The 15,771-nt window shown below is 64.0% G+C and carries 14 protein-coding genes and 1 tRNA gene; 9 read left to right on the forward strand and 6 right to left on the reverse strand.

Going from position 1 to position 15,771, the window contains the following annotated elements; all coding sequences use genetic code 11:
- Positions 1 to 17: 17 nt before the first annotated feature.
- Positions 18 to 1,616 (reverse strand): protein translocase subunit SecD, encoded by a 1,599-nt coding sequence (gene secD / locus BMX92_RS21750; protein WP_093020463.1) that lies wholly within the window; start codon positions 1,614 to 1,616, stop codon positions 18 to 20.
- 8 nt (positions 1,617 to 1,624) lie between these two features.
- Positions 1,625 to 1,960 (reverse strand): preprotein translocase subunit YajC, encoded by a 336-nt coding sequence (gene yajC, locus BMX92_RS21755; protein WP_093020465.1) that lies wholly within the window; start codon positions 1,958 to 1,960, stop codon positions 1,625 to 1,627.
- 185 nt (positions 1,961 to 2,145) lie between these two features.
- Here yajC and BMX92_RS21760 point away from each other — a divergent pair.
- From BMX92_RS21760 to BMX92_RS21775, 3 genes are all read left to right on the forward strand, one after another.
- Positions 2,146 to 2,222: transfer RNA gene (locus BMX92_RS21760), tRNA-Pro, on the forward strand.
- Positions 2,223 to 3,362: 1,140 nt separating this feature from the next.
- Complete coding sequence (locus BMX92_RS21770; protein WP_093020469.1) at positions 3,363 to 3,902, forward strand: glycoside hydrolase family 108 protein; 540 nt, start codon at positions 3,363 to 3,365, stop codon at positions 3,900 to 3,902.
- Position 3,903: 1 nt separating this feature from the next.
- The gene (locus tag BMX92_RS21775) at positions 3,904 to 4,194 is read left to right on the forward strand and encodes a 3TM-type holin (protein ID WP_093020471.1); all 291 of its coding nucleotides are present in this window, start codon (positions 3,904 to 3,906) and stop codon (positions 4,192 to 4,194) included.
- A 42-nt stretch (positions 4,195 to 4,236) separates the two neighbouring features.
- On the opposite strand, the gene BMX92_RS21780 is transcribed toward BMX92_RS21775, so the two are convergent.
- Together BMX92_RS21780 and BMX92_RS21785 are read right to left on the reverse strand one after the other, a co-directional pair.
- Entirely contained in the window at positions 4,237 to 5,094 is an 858-nt protein-coding gene (locus tag BMX92_RS21780) for a hypothetical protein (protein ID WP_093020473.1), read from the reverse strand.
- A gap of 85 nt (positions 5,095 to 5,179) precedes the next feature.
- Positions 5,180 to 6,058, reverse strand: coding sequence for a LysR family transcriptional regulator (locus BMX92_RS21785; RefSeq protein WP_093020493.1), 879 nt, complete (start codon positions 6,056 to 6,058; stop codon positions 5,180 to 5,182).
- Positions 6,059 to 6,167: 109 nt separating this feature from the next.
- On the opposite strand from BMX92_RS21785, the gene BMX92_RS21790 reads away from it, so the two are divergent.
- Entirely contained in the window at positions 6,168 to 7,682 is a 1,515-nt protein-coding gene (locus BMX92_RS21790) for an acetyl-CoA hydrolase/transferase family protein (protein WP_177185196.1), read from the forward strand.
- A 172-nt stretch (positions 7,683 to 7,854) separates the two neighbouring features.
- Here the strand turns inward: BMX92_RS21790 and BMX92_RS21795 are convergent, their stop codons facing one another.
- Entirely contained in the window at positions 7,855 to 9,030 is a 1,176-nt protein-coding gene (locus BMX92_RS21795) for an aminotransferase (protein ID WP_093020475.1), read from the reverse strand.
- A 651-nt stretch (positions 9,031 to 9,681) separates the two neighbouring features.
- The gene (locus BMX92_RS21800; RefSeq protein WP_093020477.1) at positions 9,682 to 10,239 is read right to left on the reverse strand and encodes a hypothetical protein; all 558 of its coding nucleotides are present in this window, start codon (positions 10,237 to 10,239) and stop codon (positions 9,682 to 9,684) included.
- A 278-nt stretch (positions 10,240 to 10,517) separates the two neighbouring features.
- Here BMX92_RS21800 and rpsM point away from each other — a divergent pair, with 278 nt between their 5' ends.
- The 5 genes from rpsM to BMX92_RS21825 all read left to right on the forward strand — a co-directional run bounded on the left by rpsM (position 10,518) and on the right by BMX92_RS21825 (position 15,511).
- Positions 10,518 to 10,886, forward strand: coding sequence for a 30S ribosomal protein S13 (gene rpsM / locus BMX92_RS21805; protein ID WP_093020479.1), 369 nt, complete (start codon positions 10,518 to 10,520; stop codon positions 10,884 to 10,886).
- A gap of 76 nt (positions 10,887 to 10,962) precedes the next feature.
- Entirely contained in the window at positions 10,963 to 11,352 is a 390-nt protein-coding gene (rpsK, locus tag BMX92_RS21810) for a 30S ribosomal protein S11 (RefSeq protein WP_004208752.1), read from the forward strand.
- A 121-nt stretch (positions 11,353 to 11,473) separates the two neighbouring features.
- Positions 11,474 to 12,535, forward strand: coding sequence for a DNA-directed RNA polymerase subunit alpha (locus tag BMX92_RS21815; RefSeq protein WP_093020481.1), 1,062 nt, complete (start codon positions 11,474 to 11,476; stop codon positions 12,533 to 12,535).
- A gap of 218 nt (positions 12,536 to 12,753) precedes the next feature.
- On the forward strand, positions 12,754 to 13,179 hold the full coding sequence (rplQ, locus tag BMX92_RS21820) for a 50S ribosomal protein L17 (protein ID WP_093020483.1): 426 nt from the start codon (positions 12,754 to 12,756) through the stop codon (positions 13,177 to 13,179).
- A 160-nt stretch (positions 13,180 to 13,339) separates the two neighbouring features.
- Complete coding sequence (locus tag BMX92_RS21825) at positions 13,340 to 15,511, forward strand: prolyl oligopeptidase family serine peptidase (RefSeq protein ID WP_093020485.1); 2,172 nt, start codon at positions 13,340 to 13,342, stop codon at positions 15,509 to 15,511.
- Positions 15,512 to 15,771: the final 260 nt, after the last annotated feature.

The following is a 15,771-nucleotide window of genomic DNA, read 5'->3' on the forward strand; positions in this document are numbered from 1 at the left end:
GAAAGAAAGCGCCCGCATCAGATGTTGATATCGGTCGGGCGCTTGGTGCGGACCCAATGGGCCGCCAGAACGCGCGTGAAGGTGACGGCGGTAAACACGCTGGTCGCGATACCAATGAGCAGCACGATCGCGAAGCCCTTCACCGGGCCGGAGCCCAGCGCCAGCATGATGCCGCCGGCGATGGCGTGCGTCACATTCGCTTCGAAGATGGTGCGGCTGGCTTCCTTATAGCCGAATTCGATCGCCTGCACCACGCCGCGCCCGCGCCGCCGCTCTTCGCGGATACGCTCATAGATCAGCACGTTGGCGTCGACCGCCGTACCGATGGTCAGCACGAAACCGGCGATCCCCGGCAGGGTCAGCGTGGCGCCAAGGATGCCCATCACGCCCAGGATTACCAGCACGTTGATGGCGACGGCGATGTTCGCATAGAGGCCGAAACGGCCATAGCTGAAGAACATGAAGGCGGCGACAGCGACCACCGCGACGATCGACGCGATCAGGCCCGCGCGGATCGAGTCGGCGCCAAGGCCCGGCCCGACCGTGCGTTCTTCCACCACCGCAAAGTTCACGGGCAGCTTGCCCGACCGCAGGGCGATGGCGAGCTGGTTGGCGCTTTCGACGGTGAAGCTGCCGCTGACCTGTGCGCTGCCGCCCAGAATCGGTTCGTTGATGTTCGGCGCCGACAGCACCTTGCCATCCAGGATGATGGCGAAGGGGCGGTTGACATTCTGCGACGTCACCTGGCCGAACTTGCGCCCGCCCGACCCGTTGAAGCGGATGTTGACGATCGCCTGATTGCTCTGGTCATAGCCCTGCGTGGCGTCGCTCAGGTCTTCACCCGACACCATCACCTGCCGCTTCACCGCAATATAGGGGACGCCGGCCGGATTGGTCGGATAGGGCAGGACTTCGCTGCCCACCGGGGCGCGGCCCTGCGCCACTTCGGACGGGTTGGCGTTGACGTCGACCAGCTTGAATTCAAGCTTTGCGGTCTGGCCCAGCAGCGCCTTCAGCGCCTTGGGATCCTGAAGGCCCGGCACCTGCACGACGATACGATTGTCGCCCTGCTGCTGGATCGTGGGTTCGCGCGTGCCCATTTCGTCGATGCGGCGGCGGATGACTTCGGTCGAAACCTCCATCGCGCTCTTGATCGCATTCTTGATGCCCGCATCGGTCGGCGTGATCGTGATGGTGGAGCTGTTCACCACCTCCACATTGAAATCGCGCTGGCCGGTCAGGCCCGCACCCTGCGTCAGCGGGCGGATGCGCTCGACGGCGGCATCGACCTGACTGGGTTCGCGGACCATGAAGCTGAGCTTGCCGTCGCGGCTGCTAATGTCGCCGATCGCGATCTTGGGCTCACCCCGGCGCAGTTCCGTGCGGACCTGCTCCTCCATATTGGCGAGCCGCTGCTTGGCGACATCCTGGGTCGACGCTTCGAGCAGCAGATGGCTGCCGCCCGCAAGGTCGAGGCCCAGATTGACGCGCGTCTGCATGACGCGGGGCAGCTTTGCCACGGTCGCTTCGGGCAGGAAGGTCGGCACGGCGCACAGGGCGCCAAGGACCAGCGGCAGGAGGATCGCGGCGACCGCCCAGCGCGAAAAGTTCAGCATCGGTGCGCTCAGTCGTTCGCAGGCTTGGCGGTGGTGGGGTCGATCACCTCGGTCAGGGTGGACTTGACCGCCTTGACCTTCATGTTCGGGGCCAGTTCGATATCGGCATAAATTTCGTCGACACGCACGACCTTGCCGACCAGACCGCCACCGGTGACGACCTGATCGCCCTTCTTCACGGCGTCGATCTTGGCCTTATGCTCCTTCATCTTCTTTTGCTGCGGACGGATCAGCAGGAAATAGAAAACGACGAAGATCAGGACCAGCGGCGCCATCTGCATCACGATGCCGGCGCCGGACGCTTGCCCGCCAGCGGTCTGGGCAAGGGCTGGAGTAATGAACATGGGTGGGACTGCCTTATTTTCTGTCGGTCGCGGGACACCCGAAGGCACCCACGCATCAAGGGCGCGCGGCTAACACAGATAAGGGCGCAGAGGCAATATGATTAGGAATTCGGGCCGGTCGTCAAAAGAGTGACGATTGAACGCTTGCGCTTTCCGGTTTGCCCTTCTAAAGGGCGCCCTCCGGTCGGGACGTAGCGCAGCCTGGTAGCGCATCACACTGGGGGTGTGGGGGTCGGAGGTTCGAATCCTCTCGTCCCGACCAAAATAATATCAGCCAGATTGGCGATCTATCGGGCAGCGAAAGCTGCCCGTTTTCGTATATGCGACAGTGATAAGCAGACCGTAACGCCCCACTGAATCGCCACCGCTCAAGCAGTGCCCCATGTCGCCTAGGTGCAGGGCGCTGTTAGCGTCAGGCGAGCAGGACGCTGGCAAGCAGTTCCAGTTCGAACTACGGTGTGGAATGCTCTGTCGTTTGGTACCCCTTCTCCTATTCCTTCTAGCCGGATGCGTAACCACGCGAGGCCGGGAGGAGGATCACGAATTAAAATATTCTTGCAATGATTTGGTCATCGTCGGTCGAATAGCCACGACGAGTATTGCTGAACACGCCAGCGCAGACCCTCAAGACCGACTTCCCGGCTGGCTAAGCGAGTTTAGCCTTCAAGTTCACATCAAGCGTGTCGTCCGAGGCATTGAGCGCCGGTCTATCGTTCCAGCCATTAGCATTGCACACGCGCAGATAAGGGGTGACAGAGATTTTCTTGTGGTGCTGAGGCCGGATCAGGGAAATGGATTCACCTTGAACACCGCAGCACTAATAAGCAATCGACCAAAGCTGCGCGAACCCTGTGTGCCGCACTGACGGTCGCGCTCCCGCCACGCTGCCAGTCATGCGGGATCACCGTCAGCTTGCATATGCCCCGCTCCATGTCCCGCCGGTCCAGCGCCCCGCCCTCAATGCTAGGCAGCACCTCGCTCTCGACCCAAGCGTCGAACGAGCCGAACAAGGTCGTGAATGGGGATGGCTTCGGCTTCTCCGCTTCCTCAATCCGCTTAACATGATGCCGCAGAGACATGGACGGAGGCATCTCTCCGCTCCCCTTACCAATTGTCAATCATTGGACCGCATAGCGGACGGATCACGGTGGGGACCGGATATGACTCAGATTCTGTTCGACTTTTTCATGCATCTGGCGGCGATGGCGGCGATCCTGATCGGCTTTGTGACAGTCCGGCGGCGCAGGCGGCGGCAGCGTAACTAGGCGCTCTACCGCGCGATTATCTGGCGAACCGCCTTGTGGCCGCTCGCGCGATCGCCTGACAGCGCACCATTCGCGCTGTCCTACAGATAACCATATGGGATAAATGATCCGCTTCCTTTAACCACAGGAGGCGAATCATGGATATTGACGACCTGATCGAGGGCGTCATCGCCCGCGAAGGCGGCTTCAGCGATCATCCGTCCGATCGCGGCGGCCAGACCAATATGGGCATCACCGCGGCCGTGGCGCGCGCCAATGGCTATTTCGGCGATATGCGCGCGCTGCCGCGCAGTCTGGCGGAGACGATCTATCGCCGGCTCTACTGGGAACAGCCGGGCTATAATTTCGTCGCGACAATCAACTGGATCATCGCCGCGGAATTGTTCGACACGGCGGTCAATATGGGCGTCGGCACCGCGACCGGCTTTCTCCAGCGCGCGCTCAATGCGCTCAACCGCAACCAGAAGGATTATCCGGACCTGAAGGTCGATCGCGTCATCGGCGCGCGCACGATCGCCGCGCTGCGCGCCTATCAGGCGCTGCGCGGTTCGCCCGGCGGATTCGTGCTGTTGCAGGCGCTTCAGGCGTTGCAGGGCGAACGCTATATCGAACTGGCCGAAAGCCGCCCCGCCAACGAAGCCTTCCTCTATGGCTGGCTCGCGAACCGGATCGGCTAGGATGGAGCCTATCCCCAACAGCGGCGCGCCCACCTCCTCGGACGACAGCGTCGATCCGTGGATCGCGCGCGCCCGGCCCGCCTTCCTCTATGTCATGTATGCCCTGCTGCTCTGGTCCGTGCCGATGGGCCTGATCGCGGGCGTCCAGCCACAGGTCGCGGCGGCGATCATCACCGGCATGCGCGCCTATCTCAACGCGCTGCCCGAACCGCTCTATGCGCTCTTTGGCACCGGCTATCTGGGCTACACCGCCGCCCGCGCATGGGGAAAAGCGAAGGGGGTGGAGCGCTGATCCTGCGGGCGGGGCGCCGGTCGTCCCGCCCGGATTTGCCTGTCAGAACCGCCGATGCGCCGCCGCCTCCACCGTGTCGCATGTCCCGCGAAACGCATAGTCTGCCGTTCCGATGATGCTGATCTGCCCGCTGACCCGGTTGACCAGGATGCGCGGCTTGTTGAGGCCGTTCAGCCGATATTCGCCACTGATCCGGTCGGGCTGCATCGAGACATTATAGACGTCCCACCAGCCATCGTCTGTGCCGCGCGAATGGATCGGCGGGACGAGCTTCCTGGGCAGCTTGATCCGGCCGCCGCCTGCCCAGAATTGCAGCATGACCGACGCATCGAACTGCTGCGCCGTCATGTCGATGCGGTTGCCATAGACATAGCGTTTGCGATCATGATCCCAGGCCCAGCCATAGCTGTTGGCGACGCCGGGCCGCTGCCCGTCGCCAAAGCAGACCAGACCCAGATCCACCGGCTGGCCGTCCACCATCACCGCCCCGCCATCCGGCGCGGCATAGCTGGGCGTTTCGCGCGTCGGCTGTGGCCGGGCATAGCCGATATCGGGATGATGGCCCGATCCGCGCGCATCATGCCCCGCATCGTCACGGCCATCGGCCTGATGCGCCCGCTCACCACAATCGGGCGCGGGGGTAGCGGTGATCGCCTGATAGCGGCCATCATAAGTGGCGACGCTCAGACATTGGCGCCGCTGCGGATGCCACCAATAGCTCCATTTGCGATCGTCACCCGTTTCCACCCGCACGAAGCGATAGCCGCGCGCCTGCAACTGGGTTTCGCCGCCCGCGCCCTTTGCGCCGACCAGATCGGCGACATCCGATGGCGCCTGCGCCATGGCGGCTCCGGCAAAAAACAGGGGTAAGGCGAGAGAGACTCCGACCGACAAACGCATATCCGACTCCGGGACAAGAGGGCATGGTTCAACAATTATGGCATCAAAGCGCGACCGGCGCATGACGGCAATCGCCAATGCGGACTCATGCCTCCGCCGGAAAATGCGCCTTCATGAAGTCCAGCACCAGCCGCACGCGCGGGGGCAGGCGGCGGTGGGAGGGATGGACCGCGAAAATGTCGAGCGGGGCGATGGCGCTGTCGGGCAGCACCGGCGCCAGTCGCCCCGCCGCCATGTCCCCCGCCACGCGAATCGCGGGCAACAGCGCGATGCCCAGGCCGCTGCGCGCCGCGCGATGCACGGCTTCGCTATTGTCCGACCGGAAGACGCCGGTCACCACCCGTTCGCGCCCGTCGATCGTCCAGCGCGCGCGCCGGTCGCCATAGGCATAGGCGATGCACTGGTGATCGGCCAGATCGTCGACCCGCGCCGGCACGCCATGGCGCGCCAGATAGTCGGGATGCGCCACCAGCCGCCGGGCCAGCACCCCCAGATGATGCACCACCAGACTTTCGTCGCCGATCGGCCCTACCCGCAGCGCCAGGTCCAGCCTGTCCTCCACCACGTCGCGCTGCCAGTCGGTCATGGCGCAATCGATCTGCAAGCCGGGATGCCGCGCCGTCAGTTCGCCCAGCCGCTCGACATAATGCAGCCCCAGCGCCGTCGTCAGCCCGATCCGCACCAGCCCGCGCGGTTGATCGCGCGCCGGGCCGAAATCCGCCTCCGCATTGTCCAGCGCGTCCAGCATCATGCGCGCATGGACCAGCAGCCGGTCGGCCTCCGCCGTGGGCACCAGCCGCCGTGTCGTGCGGTGGAACAGCGGCACGCCGAAATGCGCCTCCACCTGATCCAGTCGCCGGGCGACCGTGGTATGGCTGGCGTGCATCTCCTGCGCGACGCGGGAGAAGCTGGGCAGTTCATGCAGCCGGACGAATGTCCGCAAAGCGACCAACAGATCAGACATATGAACGTAATCCGCACAATGTTTGTGCGGCGAATCCTTATTGTCTTCCCGCCGGAAAAGCCAGAACGGAACATCTGAAAGCGGCCCGATTGACCGCAGGAGGTAGAGGATGATGACCAATCGTATCGCCCATGCGGGACTGGCGTCGAAAAGCCGTTCCGCGCAGGAGGCTGCCGCGCTGATCCATGACGGCATGACCGTGGGCATGAGCGGCTTCACCGGATCGGGCTATCCCAAGGCGGTGCCGCTGGCGCTGGCCGAGCGGATGACTACTGCGCATCAGGCGGGCGAGCGCTTCCGCGTGAAAATCTGGACCGGCGCATCGACCGGCCCGGAACTGGACGGCGCACTGGCCAAGGCCGACGGCGTCGAATTCCGCCTGCCCTATAATAGCGACCCCATCGCCCGCGAACGCATCAATCGCGGCGAGATGCATTATTTCGACATGCATCTGAGCCAGGTCGCGCCGATGGCCTGGCAGGGCTTCCTGGGCGACCTGGACGTCGCCGTGGTCGAAGTGACCGGCATCACCGCCGATGGCGACCTGATCCCGTCCGCCTCGGTCGGCAATAACAAGACCTGGATCGATCGCGCCAAGGGCGTCATCCTGGAGGTCAATCGCTGGCAGAACCCCGCGCTGGAGGGGATGCACGACATTTATTATGGCACCGCCCTGCCGCCGCACCGCATCCCCATCCCGCTGGTCCGCGCCGACCAGCGCATCGGCCAGCCGACCTTCCGCTGCGATCCCGACAAGGTGATCGCGGTAGTCGAAACCGAAGCGCCAGACCGTAACGCCCCCTTCTCCCCGCCGGACGCCGCCGCCCATGCGATTGCAGGCCATCTGCTCGATTTCCTGAGCCATGAAGTGCGGCAGGGCCGCCTGCCCGCCTCGCTGCTGCCGCTGCAATCGGGCGTGGGCAATATCGCCAACGCCGTGCTCAGCGGCCTGATCGACGCGCCGTTCGACAATATGGTCGCCTATACCGAGGTGATTCAGGACGGGATGCTGGACCTGCTGGAATCGGGCAAGCTCCGCATGGCGAGCGCCACCGCCTTCTCGCTCTCGCCGGAAGCCGCCGCGCGGCTCAACAACGACATGCACCGTTTCCGCGACAAGATGCTGCTGCGCCCGCAGGAGATCAGCAACCATCCCGAACTGATCCGGCGGCTGGGCTGCATCGCGATGAACGGCCTGATTGAGGCGGACATTTACGGCAATGTCAATTCGACCCATCTGATGGGATCGCGCATCCAGAATGGCATTGGCGGGTCGGGCGATTTTGCGCGCAATGCCTATCTGTCGGTGTTCATGACGCCCTCCACGGCCAAGGGCGGCGCGATTTCCGCGATCGTGCCGCATTGCAGCCATGTCGACCATATCAATCAGGACGTGCAGGTGATCGTGACCGAGCAGGGTCTGGCCGACCTGCGCGGCCTCGCCCCGCGCCAGCGCGCGGAACTGATCATCGCCCGATGCGCCCATCCCGATTACCGGCCGATGCTGGCGGACTATTATGCGCGCGCGCAAAAGGGCAGTTTCGGCCTGCAATCGCCGATGCTGCCGGGCGAAGCGCTCGCCTGGCACCAGCGCTACATGGAGACAGGCACGATGCGGGGGTAGGAGACAGGGCTGGTGGCCCCTCCGCCAGCCCATCCCGCATCATGCCCGGCGGGCCTGCGAGCACATATGCAGGTCCGCCATTCCATCAGATTGCAAGTGCGGCCCGCATGGAAGCGATCATAAGCGGGCCATCATGGATACTTGTCGTTCGACAATGATCCTTCTTTCTTCGTCAGCCCAGCGCTGCGCGGAAGGCGGCCAGCCTCCCGATCGCCTGATCCAGCGTCTCGTCCGTCTTGGAAAAGCACAGGCGGACGAGATGCGTCACCGGGTCTTGCGGATAGAAGGCGCTGATCGGGATAGCCGCCACGCCGGCTTCCTCGATGATGCGGTTGCAGAAGGTCACGTCGTCCATCGCGATGCCCGAGGCGGGCAGGTCGATCGACAGGAACCAGGTCGCGCCGCTGGGCTGCACGACATAGCCGGCTTTCTCCAGCCCCGCCGCCAGCCGGTCGCGCGACGCCTGATAGGCGGCGCGCTGGTCGTTCAGCCAGGCGTCGGGCCAGCCCAGCCCCTCCGCCACCGCCCATTGCAGATTGGGCGGGGTGGTGAAGGTCAGGAACTGATGCGCGCGGGCGAGCAGGTTGGCGATCGGCGGGGCGGCGCACATCCAGCCGACCTTCCAGCCGGTGACGGAGAAGATCTTGCCCGCCGACCCGATCTTGACCGTACGGTCGCGCATGCCGGGAAAGCCGATCAGCGGTCGGTGGGGCAGGCCGTCATAGACGGTTTCCTCCCATACCTCGTCGCAGATGGCGATCAGGTCATGGGCGACGCACAGGTCGGCCAGCAGCGCCAGTTCCTCGTCACGCAGCACGATGCCGGTCGGGTTCACCGGATTGTTCATCAGCAGGATGCGGGTGCGTGGGCCGATCGCCGCCTCAAGCGCCTCGCGGCTGACGCGCCAGTCGGGCGGGGTCAGCTTCACCAGCTTCGCCACGCCGCCGACCCGCTCCACCAGCGGCAGATAGGCGTCATAAAGGGGGGCGAGCATCAGCACCTCGTCGCCCGGCTGCACCAGCGCCAGCAGACTGGCGGCGATCGCCTCGGTCGCGCCGGAGGTGACGATGATCTCCTGCGGCATCAGGTCGATCTGCTGGCTGCGGGCATAATGGGCCGCGATTGCTGTCCGCAATTCCAGCAGGCCGGGCATCGGCGGATATTGGCTGGATTTCGTCAGCAGCGCGTCGGCGGCGGCCTGCAACACCTCTTGCGGTCCCGGTCCTTCGGGAAAGCCCTGCCCCAGATTGATCGCGCCGCTTTCCCGCGCGCGGGCGGACATATGTTCGAAAATGGTGGTGGGCATGTCCCGGTAGACGGGATGGCCAAGGGACGTGGCGGCTGTCATACAGGCCGGTATAGCGCGTTGGGGCGGGGCGTCCATCAAGGCATGCTGTGGATCGCCACCGACGGCAGATCGAATCGACTGCAACGGGGCGAGTCACGAAAATGAGAGGGGCCGCCGGGTCAGTGCCCGACGGCCCATCATTGACATGGTCAGCGGCCGGAAGCACCGCCAGAAGGAAACGGTTGGTCGCGCTATCGATCACCCGCAGACACGGCCTGTGTGTCGGCGCTCAGATATATCTGACGGATGACGGATCGACGCTAAAGGCGTCGCTCAGCGGCGCGTTTCCCGAATGGACTGAACCGACCCCATTGCTGAACCATGAGACATCGGATCACCTCCTTTCGCTATGTTGAAGCCCGTAGTGGCCGACTTCGATCTACCCTTGGCCGGTCCACGAGAGGAAATGTGAATCAGACGCAGGCTATGATCAAGACTTGTAATTTTCTTTTTTGGAATCATAATTCCGCGTCCTCGGGGCCAGCCCGAACCGCGTCGTTCCGCTAAGGTTTTTCGGAAAATGCGCGAGAAGGGGCATTTTCGATGCGCCGTCGCCCCGCACCCTCCCCAGACGAGCCATCACGGTGCCATGTCTGGTCGGGTGGGGGGGTGCGGGGCGGATGCGCCAGAGGCGCATTTCCAAAAAAGACTCTACCCCCGGCAATCCTCGATCACCCGCGACATTTCGGCCCAGGCCGGGACGATCAGCGTGTCCTGCCCCGCCACCTCGATCGCGAACTTGCCCCGACTATAGGCGAGCTGATCCAGCACCGTGTCGGAGGCCGCACGAAAGGCGACGAGTTGGGGCGTCGCGCCGCCAGATGACGTGGCTGGCCAGCTGGTCGCGCCATAGCTGGTGCGCACGATCATCGCGCCTTGGCCGACACCGGCGCGAGCCAGACTGATGCGCCGACTCGCCCGGTCGCAGCGCAGGGTCAGCCGCGCGTCGCTGGCGGACAGGCCGAAGACAGCGACACTGCCCGCCGCTTCGGGGCGGTAGCTCCAGTTGCCCGGACTGGCCGGTCGATACTGCCATTCCGTCGCTACAGGTGCGGGCTGAGCCGGGGCAACGGCCGCCGGGCGGGGCTGTGCGACGGGGCGCGTTGCAGGCGGCGGCGTGGGTGCGGGCCGTTGCGGCGCAGGTCCGACGCAGGAAGCCAGCAGGACCAGCGAGGGCGCAAAGGCGGCGAAGGACGGGATGAGGCGCATGCCCCTCCATGCCGGAGCGGCCCGCGCCGCTCAACCCGAAAAGGGTCGAGCCGCCGACCCGATGCGTCCGGCCGCAGGGCAATTGACTATTTCGGGGCGAATCGCTACAGGCCCCCTTCCCCTAAACGCGGCGAGCGGCGGTGCTTTTGGCACTGGCCGTCTTTTGTGCGTCCTGGGGCCTTGTAATTGGCCGCTTTTCCTCGCCAGGGAAATCCGGCTTGACGCTTTGAGATAGGGACGGCGCAAGCTGACCCTGTGGAGCAGGAGAAACTAATACCATGGCACGTATTGCGGGTGTTAACATCCCGACCAACAAGCGCGTAATCATCGCGCTCACCTACATCCACGGCATCGGTCGCAAGACCGCCGTCGACATCGCCGACAAGCTGGGCATCGACCATGCCCGTCGCGTTCAGGACCTGTCGGACGCTGAAGTCCTCCAGATCCGTGAAGCGATCGACGCCGACCTGACCGTCGAAGGCGATCTGCGTCGCGAAACCGCGATGAACATCAAGCGCCTGATGGATCTGGCCTGCTATCGCGGCCTGCGTCATCGCAAGGGCCTGCCGGTCCGCGGTCAGCGCACGCACACCAATGCCCGCACCCGCAAGGGCAAGGCTAAGGCGATCGCCGGTAAGAAGAAGTAATCGTTGAGGGTTGGTCCTCTGGACAGACCCTCCGACAACTTCTGCTTTTGAATGATTTTTGTAGGATTAGAGCAAAATGGCACGCGAACCCCAGCGCATTAAGCGCCGCGAACGCAAGAACATCTCGGCCGGCGTCGCGCACGTCAACGCCAGCTTCAACAACACCATGGTGACCATCACCGACGCCCAGGGCAACGCGATTTCGTGGTCCTCGGCCGGCATGATGGGCTTCAAGGGCAGCCGCAAGTCGACCCCGTACGCCGCTCAGGTGTGCGCCGAAGACGCCGGCCGCAAGGCCGCCGAACATGGCGTCCGCACCCTCGAAGTCGAAGTGAAGGGCCCCGGTTCGGGCCGTGAATCGGCTCTGCGCGCCCTGCAGGCCGTCGGCTTCCACATCACCTCGATCCGTGACGTCACGCCGATCCCGCACAATGGCGTGCGTCCGTCCAAGCGTCGCCGCGTCTAAACGCAGCGCTGCATGACATGCGGGCGGCGGACGCGTCGCCCGTTTTCCCGTTTGCATCGCCGGAACGTCCTGTCGGGTTCAGGATTTCATAAGCGTTCCGGCCCATCCCCAGGGGAAATACATGACTGTCAACATGAAGAACTGGCAGGAATTGAAGAAGCCCAACAGCCTTGAAATCAAGGTTTCGGGTGACGGCAAGCGCAAGGCGACGTTCGTCGCCGAGCCGCTGGAGCGCGGTTTCGGCCTGACGCTCGGCAACGCGCTGCGTCGGGTTCTTCTGTCCTCGCTTCAGGGCGCGGCGGTCACCTCGATCAAGATCGAGAACGTCCTGCACGAATTCTCGTCGCTGGCCGGCGTGCGTGAAGACGTCACCGACATCGTCCTGAACATCAAGCAGGTCGCACTGCGCATGGAAGGCGAAGGCCCCAAGCGGCTTCAGCTGTCCGCCACCGGCCCGGCCGTGGTGAAGGCTGGCGACATCAGCGTCGTCGGCGACATCGAAGTGATGAACCCCGATCTGGTGATCTGTCACCTGGACCAGGGCGCAACGCTGAACATGGAACTGACTGCCGACATCGGCAAGGGCTATGTTCCGGCCGTCGCCAACCGTCCCGCAGACGCTCCGATCGGTCTGATTCCGGTCGATGCGCTCTACTCGCCGGTTCGCCAGGTCGCCTACAAGGTGGATAACACCCGCGTCGGCCAGGAACTGGACTATGACAAGCTGTCGCTGACGCTGGAAACCGACGGCACCGTGACGCCGGAAGATGCAGTGGCCTATGCCGCCCGCATCCTTCAGGATCAGTTGCAGCTGTTCGTCCACTTCGAAGACGCACTGCCTGCCGCGGCGCCCGCCGCCGGTCATGCTGCTGCCGCCACTTCGGAAGGCGAGAGCGACACCAACCAGATCAACCGCTATCTTCTCAAGAAGGTGGACGAACTGGAACTGTCGGTCCGCTCGGCCAACTGCCTCAAGAACGACAACATCATCTATATCGGCGATCTGGTCCAGAAGACCGAAGCCGAGATGCTGCGCACCCCCAATTTCGGCCGCAAGTCGCTGAACGAAATCAAGGAAGTGCTGTCGTCCATGGGCCTGCGTCTGGGCATGGACATTCCCGGCTGGCCGCCGGAAAATATCGAGGAAATGGCCAAGAAGCTCGAACAGGAGCTGCTTGGTTAATCCTCCCCGCCTGCGGGGAGGTGGCAGCCCGAAGGGCTGACGGAGGGGGTGAGCCGCATGACGCCAGGTTGCGTCACGAGGCGGTCCCCCTCCACCACCGCCTGCGGCGGCAGTTCCCCTCCCCGTACCGGGGAGGAAATGGGCGAAAGGCGGTGGCCCTTAACACTGCCTGGTCTGGGGTACCTGAAACGGCCCCTTAACGAACGAAGGAAGATATCATGCGTCATAAGGTTGGTCATCGTAAGCTGCAGCGCAGCGCCGGTCACCGCAACTCGCTGCTGCGTAACCTCGCAGCGTCGCTCATCAAGCATGAGCAGATCCTGACCGGCACTGCCAAGGCCAAGGAACTGCGTCCTTACGTCGAAAAGCTGATCACCCTCGCCAAGAAGGGTGGCCTGTCCAACCGTCGTCTGGCCCACGCCCGCCTTCAGGACGACGCGCAACTCATCAAGCTGTTCGACATTCTGGCCGAGCGTTACAAGGATCGCGACGGCGGCTATACCCGCGTGATCAAGGCTGGCTTCCGTGCTTCGGACGCCGCGCCGATGGCGATCATCGAACTGGTTGACCGCGACGTTTCTGCCAAGGGTCAGGACTCCGGTCCGGTCCAGGGCGCCGACGCGGACGAGCTGGAAGAAGCTTGATCTGACCGGTCTGACCCAAGCCTTTTCTAGGCCGGTTGAAACACCTGCCGACTTGGAAAAGGCGTAAAGTCGACTTCCGGACTGGATGCTTTACGGACAGGCCGCGCTTCCTTAGGGAAACGCGGCCTGTTCTGTTTGGAAAAGAGTGAAAAAAGAGAGGATGCGCCTCGTTGCCCTGATCCTGCCGCTGCTATTGCTGGCGGCGGCGCCCGCGCCCGCCACACCCGATGGCGCGGCGATCGAGGCGGGCAACCCGGACGCCTTGCACTATCCCCTCGCCAGGCGGCTGGATCTGGTGGAGGATCATTTCGGCGTGAAGGTCGCCGATCCCTATCGCTGGCTGGAAAATGACCTGCGCGCCGATCCGGCGGTCAGCGACTGGGTGGCGCAGGAAAACAGTCTTACGCGCCGCTATATCGACGATCTGCCGGGGCGCGACGCGCTCAAGAAGCGGATGCAGGCGCTTTTCTCGCATGGCCGCTACACCATCCCGCGCAAGGCCGGTGGCCGGTATTTCTATGGCTATAACAAGGGGCTGGAAAACCAGACGCCGCTCTATGTCCGTGAAGGGCTGGCGGGGAAGCAACGGCTGCTGCTCGATCCCAACGACTGGGCGAAGGATGGCGCCAGCGCGCTCGCCGAATGGGCGCCATCGCCCGACGGCAAATATTTGGCCTATGCGGTGCAGGATGCCGGCAGCGACTGGCGCACGCTCCGTCTGATCGATGTCGACAGCGGCAAGGCGCTGGACGATGCCGTCCGCTGGGTCAAATTCTCGCAAATTGCCTGGGATGGTCGGGGCGAGGGCTTTTTCTATTCCCGCTTCGCCGCGCCACAGGCGGGGCAGGTCTTTCAGTCCTCCAACGAAGATCAGCAGCTCTTCTATCACCGGGTCGGCACCGATCAGGCGCAGGACCAGTTGATCTATGCCACGCCCGATCGCCCTACGCTCAGCCATCAGGCCCAGGTGACGGGGGACGGGCGCTGGCTGGTCATCAACAGCTTTCAGGGCATCGACCCGCGCCGCGAGATTCATGTCGCCATGCTGGACGGCAGCCCGGTCAGGCCGCGTCTGCTGGTCAAGGGGCCGGCCCATGACTGGCGGCTGATCGGCAGCCGGGGATCGACCCTGTTCTTCCTGACCGACGCTCGCGCCGCCCATATGCGCGTAGTGACGCTCGACGCCGCCCGCCCTGGTCGCCGCGCGCAGGAGATCGTCGCGGAACGATCCGAGACGCTGGCGGGCGGATCGCTGGTCGGCAATCGCATGATTCTGGCCTATATGAGCGACGCGCAGACGGTGGCCGAACTAGTCGAGCTGGACGGGCGCAAGGTCAGCGATGTGCCCCTGCCCGGATTTGGCACGGCGGCGGGCTTTGGCGGGCGGGCGGGCGACCCGGAAACCTTCTTCAGCTTCTCGGGCTTCGTCACCCCGTCCAGCATCTATCGCTTCGACACGACGACCCTGCAAAGCCAGATCTTTGTCCAGCCCGACCTGCCGTTCGATCCGGATGATTTCGGCGTGGAGCAGCGGCTCTATCCGTCGAAGGACGGGACGATGATCCCGATCACCATATTGCGCAAGAAGCGGCTGGCCGATCAGGCGATCGCCGCGCCGACCATCCTCTATGGCTATGGCGGCTTCAACATCAGCCTGACGCCGGGCTATTCGGCGGTGCGCATGGCCTGGCTTGAGCAAGGCGGCGTCTATGCCATCGCCAATCTGCGGGGCGGCGGCGAATATGGCAAAGCGTGGCATGATGCCGGGCGCGGCGCCAACAAGCAGAATGTGTTCGACGATTTCATCGCGGCGGGCGAATGGCTCAAGGCCAATGGCTATACGCCAAAGGACGGGCTGGCGATCGAGGGGCGGTCCAATGGCGGACTGCTGGTCGGCGCGGTGGTGAACCAGCGGCCCGACCTGTTCGCCGCCGCGCTGCCGGCCGTGGGGGTGATGGACATGCTCCGCTTCGACCGTTTCACCGCCGGCCGTTACTGGGTCGACGATTATGGATCGCCGGAAAAGGCGGCGGATTTTCCGCTGCTCTACGGCTATTCGCCCTATCACAACATCTTGTCGGGCAAGGATTATCCCGCGATCCTGGTCACCACCGCCGATACCGACGACCGGGTGGTTCCCGCCCACAGCTTCAAATATGCCGCTGCCCTGCAAGCCGCCGATCTGGGCGCCCGGCCCCGCCTGCTGCGGGTCGAAAGCCGCGCTGGCCACGGATCGGGCAAGCCAGTCGACAAGCTGATCGACGAATATGCCGACAGCTACGCCTTCCTCGCCCGCTTCACCGGCCTGACGATCAGCGCGAAGCCGGAATAGTAATCCTCCTTTTCTGGGGAGGACGCTCGCATAGGCATATCCGTCATGCTGAACTTGTTTCAGCATCCATCGGGCCGCAGTCGCGGACGTGGCGGTGGTGCGATAGGATATCCATCGCGCCTTCGAAGGCTTCGGTGCGAATGGCGATATGGATGCTGAAACAAGGTAAGCGCCGACGGAAGGCGGCGTTGACGTAGGGTTATTTGGGTTTCCGCGGGCGCGGCGCCCATTTCTTGGCGAGTGCCGCGAAGCGAGCGTGG

Origin of the sequence: Sphingobium sp. YR768 (assembly GCF_900111125.1) — a bacterium.
Classification (GTDB): Bacteria; Pseudomonadota; Alphaproteobacteria; order Sphingomonadales; family Sphingomonadaceae; genus Sphingobium.

Bases quoted from the DNA above. Each gene is read 5' to 3' on its own strand.
- BMX92_RS21800 (WP_093020477.1), bottom strand. From the start codon at position 10,239: ATGCGCCTCATCCCGTCCTTCGCCGCCTTTGCGCCCTCGCTGGTCCTG.
- BMX92_RS21795 (WP_093020475.1), bottom strand. From the start codon at position 9,030: ATGACAGCCGCCACGTCCCTTGGCCATCCCGTCTACCGGGACATGCCC.
- rplQ (WP_093020483.1), top strand. From the start codon at position 12,754: ATGCGTCATAAGGTTGGTCATCGTAAGCTGCAGCGCAGCGCCGGTCAC.
- rpsK (WP_004208752.1), top strand. From the start codon at position 10,963: ATGGCACGCGAACCCCAGCGCATTAAGCGCCGCGAACGCAAGAACATC.
- BMX92_RS21790 (WP_177185196.1), top strand. From the start codon at position 6,168: ATGATGACCAATCGTATCGCCCATGCGGGACTGGCGTCGAAAAGCCGT.
- BMX92_RS21770 (WP_093020469.1), top strand. From the start codon at position 3,363: ATGGATATTGACGACCTGATCGAGGGCGTCATCGCCCGCGAAGGCGGC.
- BMX92_RS21815 (WP_093020481.1), top strand. From the start codon at position 11,474: ATGACTGTCAACATGAAGAACTGGCAGGAATTGAAGAAGCCCAACAGC.
- BMX92_RS21785 (WP_093020493.1), bottom strand. From the start codon at position 6,058: ATGTCTGATCTGTTGGTCGCTTTGCGGACATTCGTCCGGCTGCATGAA.
- BMX92_RS21825 (WP_093020485.1), top strand. From the start codon at position 13,340: ATGCGCCTCGTTGCCCTGATCCTGCCGCTGCTATTGCTGGCGGCGGCG.
- rpsM (WP_093020479.1), top strand. From the start codon at position 10,518: ATGGCACGTATTGCGGGTGTTAACATCCCGACCAACAAGCGCGTAATC.
- BMX92_RS21775 (WP_093020471.1), top strand. From the start codon at position 3,904: ATGGAGCCTATCCCCAACAGCGGCGCGCCCACCTCCTCGGACGACAGC.
- BMX92_RS21780 (WP_093020473.1), bottom strand. From the start codon at position 5,094: ATGCGTTTGTCGGTCGGAGTCTCTCTCGCCTTACCCCTGTTTTTTGCC.
- secD (WP_093020463.1), bottom strand. From the start codon at position 1,616: ATGCTGAACTTTTCGCGCTGGGCGGTCGCCGCGATCCTCCTGCCGCTG.
- yajC (WP_093020465.1), bottom strand. From the start codon at position 1,960: ATGTTCATTACTCCAGCCCTTGCCCAGACCGCTGGCGGGCAAGCGTCC.